Consider the following 14,739-nt stretch of genomic DNA (forward strand, 5'->3'; position numbering starts at 1 on the left):
GAAGTGGAGCTAGTGTCGGCGCAGCGCAGAAGACATTCCTGCCAAAGACATTCCAGGAGGGCTGCGTGTTCTTCTGAGGGAAGAAGTCTCTCGTGATGGGCCGTCCGGCTAGCGCCGGTAATCGTCTTCTCGCCGCGTTGCCGCCGGCAGACCTCGCGCTGCTCGCGCCCCATCTCCAACAGGTGTTGCTCGAACAGGACACCGTGGTGATACGAGCGGGAGATCGACGCCACCATGTTTACTTTCCTCATAGCGGGGCCATCACCTTCATGGTTGGCCTTCCGAACGGAGAAACGATCGCAACCGCGGTAATCGGGCGCGAGGGAGCGATCGGGGCATTATCGGTGCTGGGACCCTCTTTCTTGTCGTCCGTGACCGCGGTCGTGCGGGTGGGCGGCACCGCCTCGCAAATCTCCGTGTCGCGGTTTCATGCAGCCTACATGGAGAGCGCCGCCATCAGACATGTGGTCGAGGCGCACACGAGGTCGATACTCATGCAGTTCCAGCACGTCTCAGCGTGCAACGGACTGCACTCGGTCGAGGCCCGCATGGCCCGGTGGCTGCTTCACCTGCACGATCGAACTGAGGACAACAACATCCTGTCACTAACGCAGGAGGCGCTTTCGCAGTTGCTCGGGGTGCGACGAACGACCGTGACGCAGGTGATTGCCAAACTTCGCGCCTTAGGTGCCATCAGATCCGCTCGGCGGGGCTTGGTCGAAATCGACAGGCCGCGGCTCGAGGAAGCTGCCTGTGAATGCTACGACATCATACGTAGTGCAACGGATCGGATCGTCCCGCATGAAGCCGTGGGGTCGCACCAGCATTTTGCGTCGGCCGACAAACTCCACGGTGTATGATCGTTTCAAGCTTGCATAACCGCCTACAGACGGCCACGACGACGCGCAAGAAATCGCAATGTTTTCGAGGAAGCGAATGACCGCGCACACCCGACGCGCGCCTTGTGGCTGATGTTTCAGGGAAGACTGGTGCTGCCAGACAGGATTGAACTGTCGACCTCTCCATTACCAATGGAGTGCTCTACCACTGAGCTACGGCAGCATGCCCGGTATCAGGGAATCGGCCCTAAAGGCCCCTACAGGCGGCCGGTTCTTGCCACAAGGGCCCTTCTGGTGCAAGCGCGCGGGCAGGCTTGGAAAGCACCAAAATGGGGTAAAATCGACGCCGACCATCGGGACTTGAGGCGATCGGGCAACTTCCGGGCCTTGCACCGGTTCCCGACCTTGTCCTGAGCCGCCGAATCCCAGCTTCCGCTGCTTGCAGTCAGGTGCGGGGCGGCGCCTGACGGCCCGGGTGCGGCATGGCTGACCGAAACCGATTATCTTCGAGCCACGGTGTCGCTGACGCCGTTTCGACCAAAGGCATAAGCAAGGCATATTGGCGGACTGACGATGACGGGTGATCAAGGCAAGGGCGCGGGGAAGACGGCTGCGGATGTGAAGGATTCACGACGCGACCGGCTGAAGCTCGCGCTGCGCGAAAATCTGAAGCGGCGGAAGTCGCAGGCGCGCGGGCGCAGTGATTCCGGCGCATCTTCCGAAAGCCCCAATGCCTCCCTAGATGACGCCAGCGGAGAAAAGCCGGGCCAGTAGCATCGAGGAGAATCCCCGATCGCTCGCCGGGCGGCCTGACAGCTCTTTGCGCAGTTGTTGTTTCCTTGGGTGGCGATCATGAGTGCAGACATCACGGCCGGTCCGGCGACCGGCGCGGCTTCCATCGCGTTTCCTCGGTACGAACAGACATTCCCGGCGCTCACCGACCACGAAATCATGCGCATGCGCCGGTTCGGGGAGCTTCGGACCTACAAGGATGGCGAAACCCTGTTCGAGACCGGCAAGGTCGGTCCCGGCATGTTCGTGGTGCTGTCGGGAACGGTCGCGATCACCCAGCGCGACGGCCTCGGCCATGTCACGCCCGTCATCGATCAGGGACCGGGACAATTCCTGGCCGAGATCGGACAACTCTCCGGCCGCGTCGCGCTCGTCGACGGCCATGCCGAGGGCGATGTCGAAACGCTGTTGATCCCGCCGGACCAGTTGCGCGCGCTGCTGGTTGCGGAAGCCGAACTCGGCGAGCGCATCATGCGCGCGCTGATCCTGCGCCGGGTCAGCCTGATCCAGGGCGGCGTGGGCGGGCCGGTGCTGATCGGCTCGCCGTCGCTCGGCGACACGGCGCGGTTGCAGAATTTTCTGGCGCGCAACGGCCAGCCGCACCACGTGCTCGATCCCGCGACCGATAAGGACGCGGCCGATCTCGTCGCGCGCTATTCGGCCTCGCGGGCCGATCTGCCGCTGGTGGTGTGCCCTGACGGTAGCGTGCTGCGCAACCCGTCGGAGACGTCGCTGGCTTTGGCGGTTGGCATGATCACCAACCATGCGCATGAGAGGCTCTACGATGTGGCGGTGGTCGGCGGCGGTCCCGCTGGTCTCGCCACAGCGGTCTATGCCGCCTCGGAAGGGTTGTCGGTGGCGGTATTCGATGCGCGGGCGTTCGGCGGCCAGGCCGGCGCCAGCGCGCGCATCGAAAACTATCTGGGCTTTCCTACCGGCATCTCGGGGCAGGCGCTCGCGGGCCGTGCCTACAACCAGGCGCAGAAGTTCGGCGCCGAAATGCTGATTCCGGTTTCGGTGAGGTCGCTGGATTGCTCGCAGCGCGACGGCGTGTTCGCGCTGGCCACCGAATGCGGGCAGTCGCTGCGCGCCAAGTCCATCGTGGTGGCGAGCGGGGCGCGTTACCGGCGGCCGGAGATCGAAAATCTCGACGCGTTCGAAGGCCGCGGCGTCTGGTACTGGGCCTCGCCGATCGAGGCCAAGCTGTGCGTCGGCCAGGATGTCGTGCTGGTCGGCGGCGGCAATTCCGCAGGCCAGGCCGCGGTGTTTCTGTCCGGCCATGCGCGCAAGGTCTACATGATCATCCGCGGCGGAGGGCTCGGCGCCAGCATGTCGCGCTATCTGATCGAACGGATCGAGGCGGCACCCAACATCGAACTGGTCTTCAACGCCGAGGTGATTGCGGTCGAGGGCGGCGGGGATGGATCGCTCGAACGCGTGCGCTGGAGGAGCCGGCTGGCGCCCGAACAGCACGGTTTTGACGTCCGTAACCTTTTTCTGTTCGTCGGCGCCGACCCGGCGACCCATTGGCTGGACGGCTGCGGCGTCACGCTCGACCGCGCGGGCTTTGTGGTGACGGGTGCGCAGTCCGAGCAGAATCAGGGACGTCCGGTGCCGCCCCTGGAAACTTCGGTGCCCGGCGTGTTCGCGGTCGGCGACGTGCGCTCCGGCTCGGTCAAGCGCGTCGGCGGCGCGATCGGGGAGGGCGCGCAGGTGGTGGCCGCGCTGCATGGCTATCTCGCCGATGCCGCGAAGCCGTCGCCATAGCGTCGCCGCTGCTGTCATTTGTGACAGCAGTGCAAATATTTCGTGCATCATACAATTTTCGTTGATGTGTCTGCATCCGCGCACATGCCTGCCTTGCCGCCGCCGCACGCGATGCGTGTGGAAATTCTTCGCGCCACGTCGTAACGTTTAGAAGATTTCCAACGAAGGGGGCGCATCATGATTTTGGGTATGAGTTTGGCGACATTTGTTCTCGTGCATGTCATCATCAGCCTGATTGCCATCGTTGCGGGCCTGGTCGTGATGTTCGGAATGCTCGGTTCGAAACGGATGCCGGGTCTGACCGCGATCTTCCTGTCATTCACGATCCTGACCAGCGCGTCGGGATTTGTGATTCCGCCTCTTTTGTCCGAGAAGCTGTTGCCGTCGCATATTTTCGGCATTCTCTCGCTGGTGCTGCTGGCGATCGCCTGCTTTGCGCTCTACGGCATGAAGCTCGCCGGCGCCTGGCGCTGGATCTACGCGCTGACCGCGCTGGTCTCGCTCTATCTCAACGTGTTCGTGCTGGTGATCCAGTCCTTCCTCAAAGTGCCGGTGCTGCATGCGCTGGCGCCGAGCGTGCCGCCGGCCGAGCCGCCGTTCGCCATCGCGCAAGGTATCGTGCTGATCTTCTTCGTCGTCGTGATCATCGGCGTGCTCAGGCGATACAGGCCGGCGTGAAGCTTTATCGTCGCCAGCGCAAACTATGGGGCGCTCTTGCGCGCCAGAGAATCTCGTTCCACCACATCCAGATTCCGGGTCCAGGCGAAGACGCGTGTCACGGAATGACGACCTGACAAGAGGAGAATTCGTAATGCCCACCATCACCACCAAAGACGGCGTCGAGATCTTCTACAAGGATTGGGGCAAGGGTCAGCCCATCGTGTTCAGCCACGGCTGGCCGCTGTCGGCGGACGACTGGGATGCGCAGATGCTGTTCTTCCTCAACAACGGCTTTCGGGTCATCGCCCACGACCGCCGCGGCCATGGCCGCTCCAGCCAGGTGGCCGACGGCCACGACATGGATCATTACGCCGACGACCTCGCGGCGCTGACGGCGCATCTCGATCTCAAGGACGCCGTTCACGTCGGCCATTCCACCGGCGGCGGTGAGGTGGTGCATTACATCGCCCGCCACGGCGAGAGCCGGGTGGCGAAGGCCGCGATCCTCAGCGCCGTGCCGCCGCTGATGGTGCAGACTCCGGCCAACCCCGGCGGCTTGCCCAAAGACGTGTTTGACGGCTTTCAGGCCCAGCTCGCGGCCGGCCGCTCGCAATTCTATCGCGAAATCGCGGCCGGTCCGTTCTACGGCTACAACCGGCCGGGCGCCAAGCCGTCCGAAGCGGTGATCGAGAACTGGTGGCGCCAGGGCATGATGGGCGGTGCCAAAGCGCATTACGACGGCATCGTCGCCTTCTCGCAGACCGACTTCACCGAGGACCTCAAGAAGATCACCGTGCCCGTATTGGTGATGCACGGCGATGACGATCAGATCGTGCCTTACGAGGACTCCGCGCCGTTGTCGGCGAAGCTTCTGAAGAACGGTACGCTGAAGACCTACAAGGGCTTTCCGCACGGCATGCCGACCACGGAAGCCGCCACCATCAACGCCGATTTGCTCGCGTTCATCCGGTCGTAAGCGTCAGAGCATGAACGTCATTCCGGGGCGCCCCTTAGTTCGATGCTAGCGTATCGCCCCGGAATGACGGCTGCTGGTTAGGCGTCCCCATCAAATCGCCGCAAATATCGCCGCTCCTGCTACGGACACGCGCGCTCATAATGCGTGATGCGTGCATAGCAAGAGGGGATGGCATGGATCGCATTCGTATCGTCGGCGGCAGCAAGCTCAACGGCACCATCGCCATTTCGGGCGCGAAGAATGCCGCGCTGCCGCTGATGATCGCGGCGCTCCTGACCGAGGAAACCCTCATCCTCGACAACGTGCCGCGGCTGGCCGACGTCGCGCAGTTGCAGCGCATCCTCGGCAACCACGGCGTCGACATCATGTCCGCGGGCAAGCGGCCGGGCGACGGCCAGTATCAGGGCCAGACCCTGCATATCTCGGCGGCCAACATCATCGACACCACGGCGCCGTATGAACTCGTATCGAAGATGCGCGCCAGCTTCTGGGTGATCGCGCCGCTGCTGGCGCGCATGCACGAGGCAAAGGTCTCGCTGCCGGGCGGCTGCGCGATCGGCACGCGGCCTGTCGATCTCCTGATCATGGCGCTGGAAAAGCTCGGCGCCGAGCTTGCCATCGACGGCGGCTATGTGGTGGCGAAGGCGCCTGGCGGCCTGCGCGGGGCTGCGATCGATTTCCCCAAGGTGACGGTGAGCGGCACTCATGTCGCGTTGATGGCGGCGACGCTCGCGAAAGGCACGACATCCATCACCAACGCCGCCTGCGAGCCGGAGATAACAGACGTCGCCGATTGCCTGAACAAGATGGGCGCGCGCATCACCGGCGCCGGCACGCCGCGCATCATCATCGAGGGCGTCGAGAAGCTGCACGGCGCACGCCACACCGTGCTGCCCGACCGGATCGAGGCCGGCACCTATGCGATGGCGGTCGCCATGACCGGCGGCGATGTGCAGCTTTCCGGCGCCCGTCCAGAACTCTTGCAGTCGGCGCTCGACGTGCTGGCGCAAGCCGGCGCCGTCATCTCCGTCAACAAAGACGGCATTCGCATCGCCAGAAACGGCGCCCGGATAAAACCGGTGACGGTATCGACCGCGCCGTTCCCGGGCTTTCCGACCGACCTGCAGGCGCAGTTGATGGCGCTGATGGCCTGCGCCGGCGGTTCCTCGCAGATCACCGAGACCATCTTCGAGAACCGCTTCATGCACGTGCAGGAACTGGCGCGGTTTGGCGCGCGTATATCGCTGGACGGCGAGACCGCGACCATCGACGGCACCGCCAAACTGCGCGGCGCGCCGGTCATGGCGACCGATTTGCGGGCTTCGGTTTCGCTGGTCATCGCCGGCCTTGCCGCCGAGGGCGAAACCATGGTCAACCGCGTTTATCATTTGGATCGCGGATTCGAGCGGCTGGAGGAAAAACTTTCGGGCTGCGGTGCGTTGATCCAGCGCATCAGCGATTAGGAGGCTATTGAGGACCTCATGCCGGCGGATCCGCTCAAATTGATTGCGCTCGACGCCGACGATCTCGCCGTCATATCGGCTCATGTGCAGGACGCCCGCGTGCTGGCCTCCGATATCGTCTGGCGGCAGGGCGAAAAGCGGCTGGTGGTCGGCATGAGCCGGCTGGATTGGGAGCAGACGCTGTCGGGCGGAACCGAACCGCGCCGCCTGATCGCCGCGCTGCGTTTCGACCGGGTGCTGGCCTGCAAATCGCGCAACATCGACCTGCAGCGGCGTGAAGCGATGCTGGAACTGGTCGGGATCGAATTCCACCCGGGCGAGGCCCCCGGCGGCAGCGCGCTTCTCCTCTTCAGCCATGGCGAGGCGCTGCGGCTGGACCTCGAGTGCCTGGAATGCGAGCTGACCGACCTCGGCACCAGCGACCTGGCGGTAGCGCCCCTGGGGCCGGAGGGGTAGGGGGTATCCCCGTCCGTCGTCCCCGCGAACCGCGGGGACCCAACTACAAATGCGTGTTGTGGAAGAGGTTTGTCGCCTCAGCGTGCCCAAGCCGGACATTGGTGGTTATGGGTCCCTGCGCCCGTGCGCAATTGCGCACTAGGCAGGGACGACGTGGAGGGTTGACGGCCCTTGACCGCCGCGCCATTGAGCAGGGGCCTTCGATCTCTCCCAGAAAGCCGCCATGCCCGTCCGCCTGGATACCAGCAGCGCCGATTTCGGTTCACGATTCAAGCAATTCCTCGCCGCCAAGCGCGAGGTTTCGGCCGATGTCGAGCGTGCCACCCGCGCAATCGTCGATGACGTGGCCGCGCGCGGCGACGCCGCCCTGATCGAGGCGACCAGGAAATTCGACCGGCTCGAACTCGACCCGGCGGGCCTCCGTGTAACCGCGGCCGAGATCGACGCGGCCGTGGAGGCCTGCGATGCCGCCACCATCGACGCGCTGAAATTCGCCCGCGACCGGATCGAGACGTTCCACCAGAGGCAGTTGCCGAAGGACGAGCGTTTTACCGATGCGCTCGGCGTCGAGCTCGGCTGGCGCTGGAGCGCGGTCGATGCGGTCGGGCTCTATGTGCCCGGCGGCACGGCGGCCTATCCCTCTTCGGTCCTGATGAACGCGGTGCCGGCCAAGGTCGCGGGCGTGCCGCGGGTCGTCATGGTGGTGCCGTCGCCGGATGGCAAGCTCACCCCGCTGGTGCTGGCGGCCGCCCATCTCGGCGGCGTCTCCGAGATCTATCGCGTCGGCGGCGCGCAGGCGGTGGCGGCGCTGGCCTATGGCACAGCGACGATCGCGCCGGTCGCCAAAATCGTCGGCCCCGGCAATGCCTATGTCGCCGCCGCCAAGCGGCAGGTGTTCGGCAAGGTCGGCATCGACATGATCGCAGGTCCCTCGGAAGTGCTCGTCATCGCCGACGCGACCTCCAATGCCGGCTGGATCGCCGCCGATCTGCTGGCGCAGGCCGAGCATGATGCGAGCGCGCAGTCGATCCTGATCACCGACAGCGCAGACCTGGCCACTGAGGTCGAGCGCGCGGTGGAGTCACAGCTTGCGACGCTGCCCCGCGCCGAGATCGCGCGGGCCTCGTGGAACGATTTCGGCGCCATCATCATGGTGAAAAAGCTCGACGAGGCGGTGGAGCTTGCGAACGCGATCGCCGCCGAACATCTGGAGATCATGACCGCGGATGCGGAAGCGTTGTCGGCAAAGGTCCGCAACGCCGGCGCGATCTTCCTTGGCTCCCATACGCCGGAAGCGATCGGCGACTATGTCGGCGGCTCCAACCACGTGCTGCCGACCGCGCGCTCGGCGCGGTTTTCGTCGGGGCTCGGCGTGCTAGACTTCATGAAGCGCACTTCGATTCTCAAATGCGGGCCGGACCAGTTGCGCGCGCTGGGGCCTGCCGCGATGACCTTGGGCAAGGCCGAGGGTTTGGATGCCCATTCACGCTCCGTCGGATTGCGCCTCAATTTGCCATGAACAAGCCGCCACCAGACGATGACCAGCACAACCGCATCGTCGCGGTGACGCTCGACGAGGAGTCGATCGGCCGCTCCGGTCCCGATATCGAGCACGAGCGGGCGATTGCGATCTACGACCTGATCGAGCAGAACCTGTTCGCGCCGGAAGGGGCCGTGCAGGGGCCGTTCACGCTGCACATCGCGATCACCGGCAACCGGCTGATGTTCGACATCCGCCACGAGGACGGCACGCCCGTGGTGGCGCATCTGCTGTCGCTGACGCCGTTCCGGCGGATCGTGAAGGACTATTTCATGATCTGCGACAGCTACTACCAGGCGATCCGCACCGCGACGCCCGACAAGATCGAGGCGATCGACATGGGCCGCCGCGGCATCCACGACGAAGGCTCGCGCACGCTGCAGGATCGGCTGAAGGGCAAGGTCCGCGTCGATTTCGAGACCGCGCGCCGCCTGTTTACGCTGATCTGCGTGCTGCACTGGAAGGGGCAGGACGCATGACGCCGAAAAGTGCGAAGCGGTTTTCGGACAAGGTCATGCGTAAAAGAGAAAGCATGACGCCGAGCTCCGCGCGCAGCGAAGTCGCGCTCCGGAAGAGAGAAGCCTGACCGCATGGAGGCGCCGCCCCGCGCGCGCAATCCGCAGGCCGTGCTGTTCGCATGCGGGCTGAACAGCGTGCGCTCGCCGATGGCGGCGAGCCTGTTGCAGCAGATGTTTCCGCAAGGGCTCTACGTGAAATCCGCCGGCGTCAAGAAGGGCGAGCTCGATCCGTTCGCGGTCGCCGTGATGGCCGAACTCGGCCAGGATATTTCCAGCCACAAGCCGATCACGTTCGAGGAGCTCGAGGATTGGGAAGGGCTCAATTTCGACCTCATCATCACGCTGTCGCCGGAAGCCCACCACAAGGCGCTGGAGCTGACGCGCACGCATGCCGCCGATGTCGAATACTGGCCGACGCCGGACCCGACCGACGCGGAAGGCAACCGAGAGCAAAAGCTCGCCGCCTACCGCGACGTCTGCGACGGCCTCCTGATGCGCATCCGCCGCCGCTTCGCCAAGGCGGGCGCCGCGAGCGGGTAGACAAAGCCTCGATGTCGTCCCTGCGAAACGCTGGGACCCATACACCGCGGCCCAGCGATTTGAGGAAGTGCCAATCGCTCGCCGTCATTCCCGTGACAACCGCCTGTGGTTATGGGTCCCTGCGTTTCGCAGGGACGACGGAAGAATCAAAGTCCTTACAATCACTTGTTCCCTGGTTGTGGAATGGAGTGCCTTCCGATAGGTTCCGCGCGCGCCTCCATCCGAATCCCAAATCCCCGACATATCCAGCATGCTTGGCCGTCCCAAACTCGTTCTTGCTTCCGGTTCGCCGCGGCGGCTCAGCCTGCTCAACCAGGCCGGCATCGAGCCCGACGCGCTGCGGCCGGCCGATGTCGACGAAACCCCGAAGCGGGGCGAGCTGCCGCGCGCCTGCGCCAACCGCCTGGCGCGGGCCAAGGCCGACGCGGCGCTGAAATCCGTCCACCTCGACGACGAGCTGCGCGGCGCCTTCATCCTCGCCGCCGACACCGTTGTCGCGGTCGGCCGTCGCATTCTGCCCAAGGCCAATCTGGTGGATGAGGCCGCGCAGTGCCTGCGGCTGCTCTCGGGGCGCAATCACCGCGTCTACACCGCGATCTGCCTGGTGACGCCGAAGGAGGCGTTCCGCCAGCGCCTGATCGAGACCCGCGTCCGCTTCAAGCGCCTCAGCGAGGACGACATCCAGGCCTATATCGGCTCCGGCGAATGGCGCGGCAAAGCCGGCGGCTACGCCGTGCAGGGCATCGCCGGCTCCTTCGTGGTCAAGATGGTCGGCTCCTACAGCAACGTCGTCGGCCTGCCGCTCTACGAATCGGTCACGCTATTGGGCGGGGAGGGCTTCCCGATCCGATTCGGCTGGCTCAATGCCAGTTGAGCCGCCCAAGGACGGCGGGAAGGATGCCGGCGGGACCAAGCCGCCGCAAAAACCCTGCCCGGTCTGCGGCAAGCCGGCCGACCCGGCCACGCTTCCCTTCTGTTCCAAACGCTGCCGCGACGTCGATCTGAACCGCTGGCTCTCCGGCCGCTACGTCATCCCCGGCCGCCCCACCGACCCCGAAGACGCCGAATAGTCAAGTTTTGCCAATTAGTTGGGGACGAGTCCGGCGGCGGGCCGAGCCCAGCGAAGCCAACGGCGAAGCTGGGTGGACACAGCCGCCCGACCTCTCTATAAACCGCCCGCTCGGTGCGGCCTTTGGGCCTTCGAGTATGCCCAGGTAGCTCAGTTGGTAGAGCATGCGACTGAAAATCGCAGTGTCGGTGGTTCGATCCCGCCCCTGGGCACCATCAGGCCATTCCACGGTGCAACATTGTTCGCCATGGTGACCTAAAAATCCAGCAATCGCAGCCGTTTAACCCACCATGGTGCATCGCTGTCACCTGTGACAGCCCACAAAATTCTGGGTAGGATGCTGGGTAGCAACTCTTCGACGCCGAGGAGCCTACCCATGCTTACGCAAGTTGCGGTCCAGGCGGCAAAACCGAAGGACAAGCCCTACAAGCTTTCGGACGGAAATGGTCTTCACCTCTTGATCGAAACGAGCGGAAGCAAATTGTGGCGCTTCCGCTATCAGTTCGATCGAAAGGAAAAGATGCTCTCGCTTGGGTCATACCCAGACATCAGCATCGCGCAGGCTCGGACAAAGCGCGACGAAGCGCGGGCCGTGCTTGCGACCGGCGTGGACCCTGCCCGGAAACGCGAGCAGGACAAGGTTACTGCCTCAATCGCGGCGGCAAACACCTTCGGGGTTGTCGCGGCCGAGTACATCGCCCGCCTCGGAACCGAGGGCGCATCCGAATCAACGATCTCAAAAAACAAATGGCTACTGCAAGACCTTGCTGCTTCGCTGACAAGGCGACCGATCGCTGAGGTAACGTCAGCGGAGATATTGTTGCTCTTGCAGCGGATCGAGCAAAGCGGACGCCGAGACACTGCACATCGCCTACGGGGCACCCTTGGTAGTGTTTTCCGTTACGCCGTCCGAACGCTCCGGGCGCCGCTCGACCCCACGACCGCGCTTAAAGGCGCTCTCCTGAAGGTTGAGGTAACGCATCGCCCCGCGATCACTGATGAGCGCCAGCTTGGCGCACTCATGCTCTCAATCGACGAGTACGACGGATGGCCGACGCTCCGAGCCGCGCTTCTCTTCCTCGCACTCACCATGGTCAGGCCGGGCGAAGTGCGTCAAATGTGCAAATCAGAAATCATCTTTCCAAAGGCGCTATGGAGAATACCGGCCGAACGCATGAAAATGCGCAAGCCATTCGACGTACCACTCTCGCGTCAAGCGCTGGCTGTTATTCGGGAAATGTGGGACCTGACGCCGGGAAATGGCCTCTTGTTTCCATCCATTCGATCAAGCGTGAAACCGCTTTCCGAAAACGCAATGAACTCCGCCTTGCGTCGAATGGGCTACGACAAAGAAGAAGTCACAGCCCACGGCTTTCGGACCTCCGCCTCCACAATACTCAACGAGCGACGGGTTGCTGATCCTGATGTTATAGAAGTGGCACTCGCACACCAGGATGAGGATGACGTGCGACGCGCCTATAATCGCGCTCAGTACCTCGATGAGCGAACCATACTCATGCAGCAATGGGCCGATCTGCTCGACCGCTTCAGAGATGCTGCCCGATGCCGAGCCGCATGACAGACCTCTTGCGAACGGTATTTCCTTAGATCAAGTCCAAAAATTTCTATTCCCACTCAAAAACTTCTGTCCCCGGTATGCTAGATGAAGTGTCGCGCCGGAAAGGAGGCGCGTCACATGAGAGCCGTCATCAACTTCAAAGGAATCAAGGAACTTGGAATACCGTATAGTCGCACTCAGATTTGGCGCATGATGAAGAGCGGGAGATTTCCCCGCTGCTTCAAATTAGATGAATACAGAAACAGTCCACCTGTGTGGTGGCGAGATGAAATCATTGAGTGGCTTGAGAACAGAGCCAAACGCGCTTCGATCAAAAGCGCTGCTTAATAGGAATGCGCTACGTCTCAGACAGGTGTTTGGTTTGCGGCAGTCCCGACAAAACTAATACCACCTGCGCAATTTCTGATTTTTGGTTCTGCTCCTCAGAGCATTATTCGCAAGCAGTCGAAACTTACGTACCTAAAGAATATAAGAAAGGTACGAGCCAATTTGATGATCCTCGGATACGAGAACTTTGGGATGAAGCCGGACAAAACGCCGACGACAATTATGAAGAATACATTCGGTTGTACAACCTCGATTGGACACTTGAACAATATGTCTATCACTGCCTAGACCATACCCCATACAATCAGCTCGTCACCCAGCGGAAAAACTCACGAGATGCAGCATGGGAAGCCGCTCGCCAAAAACTCACATCGCGCCTTGAATCTGAGGCTCGTGTCCAAAGGGACGAAAAGAGAGAAAAGGAGCGCATGGTTCGCGAAAAAGAGGAGGAGAAGGAACGTATAGTGCGGGAGAAAGAGGAGGACCGCCAGCGCAAGCTTCAGCAAGAGGAAGATGAAAGAGAAGCCGAGGAAGAGCGGTGGCGGCCGAAGCCATTTGAGTTATGAGTATTGATTTAGACACACGCTGCAGCGGTCAGTGGGTTGTTGCCCAACAGGGGTCCGGTAAAACGAACCTGCTGACCCATATGGTCGGCCAGGACCTCCAACGAGATTGCTCGGTCGTTATCCTGGATTCAAAAGGTGAATTGACCGGCGCTATCCGCAATCTCGCACTCGGTGATCGCCTCATTGTTGTTGATCCAGCAGAGCCCGTAGCAATCAACCCCTTCGATGTTCCGAAAGGCGATCATGTCATTTCCCAGCTCGCGTACATGCTCAGTGGATTACTGGAAACCAACATCACTCCAAAGCAACGGGTTTTCTTTGAAACACTCGCCGGTGCAATCCTCGAATTTCCCAACCCAAGCCTAAACTTGCTATGGGAGATCGTCAGCAAAGGCCCACGTCCGTATCTGAGTGTCATCGAAAAGCTTCCTGACGACGTGTCCAGTTTCTTTCTACACGAATGGGATAATTACAGGGACACTGCTTCGGAGCTTCAATGGAGACTTCGGGGAATTATCAAAAAGCCACTCATCGGCGCAATGCTTAGCGCTCCAAAGACGCGTTTCCACATCGGAAAGGAAATGGATGCTGGCAAGGTCATCGTTATAGATAACTCGCAGGCCAAGTGCGGGGCTGAAGGGTGCGGGTTTCTCGGCAGGCTCTTCGTCGCTCAGATATGGGCTGCTGGGACGGCCCGAGCCCTTATTCCAGAACACAGGAAAAAGCCGACCTTCGTCTACATCGACGAAGCCCACTTGGTTATTAAGAAGGATCAAAAAATCGGTATCCCTCCGCCAAAGGCCGTCTTGTTTGAGGGACGCGAGGGCTGCAGGTCCTAGGGGTAATCCTAGGAGAAGCGCTATGACGATTTCGCGGGCAGAGGTTATCACATCGGTCGAGCGGCGGCGCCGGTGGTCGCAGGATGAGAAGGAACGGCTTGTTGGAGCATCGCTCGAGCCCGGAGCCAGTGTTTCCGAGGTGGCTCGCATGGCCGGCCTTCATGTGAGCCAGCTGTTCAGGTGGCGCAAAGAGCTTTGCAAGCATGGTGAAGCGAGTACAGCGCCGTTCGTGCCGGTCGAGATTGGGCCGTCTGCGCCGCCGCGGGAGGTGGCCGAAGTGCCATTGACGACGACGGCGGCGCGTCGACGGAAGAGCCAGGGCATCATCGAGATTGATCTTGGTAGCGGGCACCGCATCCGGGTCGATGGCGACGTTGATGGCGACGCGCTACGTCGCGTTCTCGATGCTTTGGTACGCCGATGATCCCGGTTCCGACGGGCGCGCGAGTGTGGCTGGCGACAGGCTACACGGACATGCGCCGAGGCTTTCCGTCGTTGGCACTCCAGGTGCAGGAGGTGCTGCGCAAGGACCCGCTCAGCGGTCATCTGTTCGTGTTCCGCGGTCGCCGAAGCGATCTTGTGAAGGTGATCTGGCACGATGGCCAGGGGGCATGCCTGTTCACCAAAAGACTCGAGAGAGGAAGGTTCATCTGGCCATCGGTTGCGGGCGAAGCAGTGACGATCTCACCGGCGCAGATGAGCTATCTGTTGTCCGGAATCGATTGGCGCAACCCTCAAGAAGCGCTGCGACCAACGCGGGTCGGATAGCCGTTTTACTGTTTGAATCTGCAACGTGATCTGATTCAAT

General features: G+C 62.3%; 17 protein-coding genes and 2 tRNA genes. 18 read left to right on the top strand and 1 reads right to left on the bottom strand.

What is annotated here, in order from left to right; all coding sequences use genetic code 11:
- The first annotated feature begins 95 nt into the window (after positions 1-95).
- Complete coding sequence (locus tag LMTR13_RS03085; protein ID WP_065726619.1) at positions 96-860, top strand: Crp/Fnr family transcriptional regulator; 765 nt, start codon at positions 96-98, stop codon at positions 858-860.
- A 127-nt stretch (positions 861-987) separates the two neighbouring features.
- Here LMTR13_RS03085 and LMTR13_RS03090 read toward each other — a convergent pair.
- Positions 988-1,062, bottom strand: a tRNA-Thr gene (locus LMTR13_RS03090).
- 350 nt (positions 1,063-1,412) lie between these two features.
- Here LMTR13_RS03090 and LMTR13_RS03095 point away from each other — a divergent pair.
- From LMTR13_RS03095 to tnpB, 17 genes are all read left to right on the top strand, one after another.
- A complete protein-coding gene (locus tag LMTR13_RS03095; protein WP_065726620.1) occupies positions 1,413-1,613 on the top strand; it encodes a hypothetical protein in 201 nt (66 codons plus the stop codon).
- 78 nt (positions 1,614-1,691) lie between these two features.
- A complete protein-coding gene (locus LMTR13_RS03100; RefSeq protein ID WP_065732385.1) occupies positions 1,692-3,398 on the top strand; it encodes an FAD-dependent oxidoreductase in 1,707 nt (568 codons plus the stop codon).
- 177 nt (positions 3,399-3,575) lie between these two features.
- A complete protein-coding gene (locus tag LMTR13_RS03105) occupies positions 3,576-4,076 on the top strand; it encodes a hypothetical protein (RefSeq protein ID WP_065726621.1) in 501 nt (166 codons plus the stop codon).
- Between the two features lie 133 nt (positions 4,077-4,209).
- The gene (locus LMTR13_RS03110) at positions 4,210-5,034 is read left to right on the top strand and encodes an alpha/beta fold hydrolase (RefSeq protein ID WP_065726622.1); all 825 of its coding nucleotides are present in this window, start codon (positions 4,210-4,212) and stop codon (positions 5,032-5,034) included.
- A 173-nt stretch (positions 5,035-5,207) separates the two neighbouring features.
- Positions 5,208-6,497 (top strand): UDP-N-acetylglucosamine 1-carboxyvinyltransferase, encoded by a 1,290-nt coding sequence (gene murA, locus LMTR13_RS03115; RefSeq protein ID WP_065726623.1) that lies wholly within the window; start codon positions 5,208-5,210, stop codon positions 6,495-6,497.
- A gap of 18 nt (positions 6,498-6,515) precedes the next feature.
- Positions 6,516-6,953, top strand: a complete 438-nt coding sequence (locus tag LMTR13_RS03120; RefSeq protein WP_065726624.1) for a DUF2948 family protein — start codon at positions 6,516-6,518, stop codon at positions 6,951-6,953.
- Between the two features lie 223 nt (positions 6,954-7,176).
- Positions 7,177-8,472, top strand: coding sequence for a histidinol dehydrogenase (gene hisD, locus LMTR13_RS03125; protein ID WP_065726625.1), 1,296 nt, complete (start codon positions 7,177-7,179; stop codon positions 8,470-8,472).
- Positions 8,469-8,972, top strand: coding sequence for a UPF0262 family protein (locus LMTR13_RS03130; RefSeq protein ID WP_065726626.1), 504 nt, complete (start codon positions 8,469-8,471; stop codon positions 8,970-8,972). The genes hisD and LMTR13_RS03130 overlap by 4 nt, the downstream gene beginning before the upstream one ends.
- Before the next feature lie 111 nt (positions 8,973-9,083).
- Positions 9,084-9,551, top strand: coding sequence for an arsenate-mycothiol transferase ArsC (locus tag LMTR13_RS03135; protein ID WP_065726627.1), 468 nt, complete (start codon positions 9,084-9,086; stop codon positions 9,549-9,551).
- A 250-nt stretch (positions 9,552-9,801) separates the two neighbouring features.
- Positions 9,802-10,425 carry a Maf-like protein gene (locus tag LMTR13_RS03140; RefSeq protein ID WP_057845441.1) on the top strand — a complete coding sequence of 208 codons (624 nt, stop codon included), beginning with the start codon at positions 9,802-9,804 and terminating at the stop codon, positions 10,423-10,425.
- A complete protein-coding gene (yacG, locus tag LMTR13_RS03145) occupies positions 10,415-10,621 on the top strand; it encodes a DNA gyrase inhibitor YacG (RefSeq protein ID WP_065726628.1) in 207 nt (68 codons plus the stop codon). Before LMTR13_RS03140 ends, yacG begins: the two co-directional genes overlap by 11 nt.
- A gap of 138 nt (positions 10,622-10,759) precedes the next feature.
- Positions 10,760-10,835, top strand: a tRNA-Phe gene (locus LMTR13_RS03150).
- Positions 10,836-10,996: 161 nt separating this feature from the next.
- Complete coding sequence (locus LMTR13_RS03155) at positions 10,997-12,199, top strand: tyrosine-type recombinase/integrase (protein ID WP_065726629.1); 1,203 nt, start codon at positions 10,997-10,999, stop codon at positions 12,197-12,199.
- Positions 12,200-12,531: 332 nt separating this feature from the next.
- Positions 12,532-13,092, top strand: a complete 561-nt coding sequence (locus LMTR13_RS40225) for a hypothetical protein (RefSeq protein ID WP_156795403.1) — start codon at positions 12,532-12,534, stop codon at positions 13,090-13,092.
- Positions 13,089-13,931, top strand: a complete 843-nt coding sequence (locus LMTR13_RS03165) for a type IV secretory system conjugative DNA transfer family protein (RefSeq protein WP_065726631.1) — start codon at positions 13,089-13,091, stop codon at positions 13,929-13,931. The genes LMTR13_RS40225 and LMTR13_RS03165 overlap by 4 nt, the downstream gene beginning before the upstream one ends.
- A gap of 22 nt (positions 13,932-13,953) precedes the next feature.
- On the top strand, positions 13,954-14,355 hold the full coding sequence (gene tnpA, locus LMTR13_RS03170; RefSeq protein ID WP_065726632.1) for an IS66-like element accessory protein TnpA: 402 nt from the start codon (positions 13,954-13,956) through the stop codon (positions 14,353-14,355).
- Complete coding sequence (gene tnpB / locus LMTR13_RS03175; protein ID WP_065726633.1) at positions 14,352-14,699, top strand: IS66 family insertion sequence element accessory protein TnpB; 348 nt, start codon at positions 14,352-14,354, stop codon at positions 14,697-14,699. The genes tnpA and tnpB overlap by 4 nt, the downstream gene beginning before the upstream one ends.
- Positions 14,700-14,739: the final 40 nt, after the last annotated feature.

The sequence above is a fragment of the Bradyrhizobium icense genome (assembly GCF_001693385.1).
GTDB classification, from domain to species: domain Bacteria; phylum Pseudomonadota; class Alphaproteobacteria; order Rhizobiales; family Xanthobacteraceae; genus Bradyrhizobium; species Bradyrhizobium icense.

Coding starts and splice junctions, on each gene's coding strand:
- hisD (WP_065726625.1), top strand. CDS start 7,177: ATGCCCGTCCGCCTGGATACCAGCAGCGCCGATTTCGGTTCACGATTC.
- LMTR13_RS03155 (WP_065726629.1), top strand. CDS start 10,997: ATGCTTACGCAAGTTGCGGTCCAGGCGGCAAAACCGAAGGACAAGCCC.
- LMTR13_RS03110 (WP_065726622.1), top strand. CDS start 4,210: ATGCCCACCATCACCACCAAAGACGGCGTCGAGATCTTCTACAAGGAT.
- tnpA (WP_065726632.1), top strand. CDS start 13,954: ATGACGATTTCGCGGGCAGAGGTTATCACATCGGTCGAGCGGCGGCGC.
- LMTR13_RS03100 (WP_065732385.1), top strand. CDS start 1,692: ATGAGTGCAGACATCACGGCCGGTCCGGCGACCGGCGCGGCTTCCATC.
- LMTR13_RS03130 (WP_065726626.1), top strand. CDS start 8,469: ATGAACAAGCCGCCACCAGACGATGACCAGCACAACCGCATCGTCGCG.
- LMTR13_RS03135 (WP_065726627.1), top strand. CDS start 9,084: ATGGAGGCGCCGCCCCGCGCGCGCAATCCGCAGGCCGTGCTGTTCGCA.
- yacG (WP_065726628.1), top strand. CDS start 10,415: ATGCCAGTTGAGCCGCCCAAGGACGGCGGGAAGGATGCCGGCGGGACC.
- tnpB (WP_065726633.1), top strand. CDS start 14,352: ATGATCCCGGTTCCGACGGGCGCGCGAGTGTGGCTGGCGACAGGCTAC.
- LMTR13_RS03085 (WP_065726619.1), top strand. CDS start 96: ATGGGCCGTCCGGCTAGCGCCGGTAATCGTCTTCTCGCCGCGTTGCCG.
- LMTR13_RS40225 (WP_156795403.1), top strand. CDS start 12,532: ATGCGCTACGTCTCAGACAGGTGTTTGGTTTGCGGCAGTCCCGACAAA.
- murA (WP_065726623.1), top strand. CDS start 5,208: ATGGATCGCATTCGTATCGTCGGCGGCAGCAAGCTCAACGGCACCATC.
- LMTR13_RS03095 (WP_065726620.1), top strand. CDS start 1,413: ATGACGGGTGATCAAGGCAAGGGCGCGGGGAAGACGGCTGCGGATGTG.
- LMTR13_RS03165 (WP_065726631.1), top strand. CDS start 13,089: ATGAGTATTGATTTAGACACACGCTGCAGCGGTCAGTGGGTTGTTGCC.
- LMTR13_RS03140 (WP_057845441.1), top strand. CDS start 9,802: ATGCTTGGCCGTCCCAAACTCGTTCTTGCTTCCGGTTCGCCGCGGCGG.
- LMTR13_RS03105 (WP_065726621.1), top strand. CDS start 3,576: ATGATTTTGGGTATGAGTTTGGCGACATTTGTTCTCGTGCATGTCATC.
- LMTR13_RS03120 (WP_065726624.1), top strand. CDS start 6,516: ATGCCGGCGGATCCGCTCAAATTGATTGCGCTCGACGCCGACGATCTC.